This window comes from Xanthomonas sp. SHU 166, assembly GCF_000364685.1.
In the GTDB taxonomy this organism is placed as follows: Bacteria; Pseudomonadota; Gammaproteobacteria; order Xanthomonadales; family Xanthomonadaceae; genus Xanthomonas_A; species Xanthomonas_A sontii.
Window position 1 is genome coordinate 1 of sequence record NZ_AQOJ01000398.1, and the last position, 721, is coordinate 721.

1 protein-coding gene is annotated in these 721 nt (G+C 74.6%); it reads left to right on the forward strand.

Features of this window, described 5'->3' with window-relative positions:
- Positions 1–721: M56 family metallopeptidase (locus tag D180_RS10985; protein WP_017912833.1), on the forward strand; the 721-nt coding region annotated here is incomplete at both ends.

Here is a 721-nt window from a genome sequence, read left to right on the forward strand (position 1 = left end):
CGCGAGGCGGCGCCGTGCACCGACACCGCCCTGCTCGGTGCGCTGCGCCTGGCGGCCGAGGCCCACGGCCTGCGCCAGCCGCCGCAGCTGCGGCTGTGTGCGCGCACCGATTCGCCGCAACTGATCGGGCCGTGGCAGCCGGTGCTGCTGCTGCCGGCGCGGCGTATGGACAGCCTGCGCGCCGACGATCTGGACATGGCGCTGACCCACGAACTGGTGCACCTGCAGCGCCGCGACCTGTGGTGGGGGCTACTGCCGGCGGTGGCGCAGCACCTGTTCTTCTTCCATCCGCTGGTGCACCTGGCCAACCGCGAGTACGCCCTGGCCCGCGAGGCGGCCTGCGATGCGGCCGTGGTCGCCGGCCACCGCCATTGCCGTCACGACTACGCGCGGCTGCTGGTGCAGCTGGGCGTGGCACCGCGGCCCAGCGCCGGCCTGGCCAGCGCTTCGCCGACCTTCCTGAGCCTGAAACGGAGATTGCTGATGCTGCAGACCACGTCCGCTTTTCCGCGCCTGGGCGCGGCCCTGATCCTGACCGCGGTGGCCGTGCTTGGCGTGGCGCCGCTGCGCCTGGTGGCCCAGCCCGGCCATGCGCTGCCTGCCGCCGGCAAGCCGGCTCCCGTCTCCCCGGCGCAGGCCGCGGCGCCACCGAGCGAATACACTGCCGATGACGCGGCCCGCGAAGCGGCGCTTGCGGCGGCGGAGGCGCAGGCTGCCATGG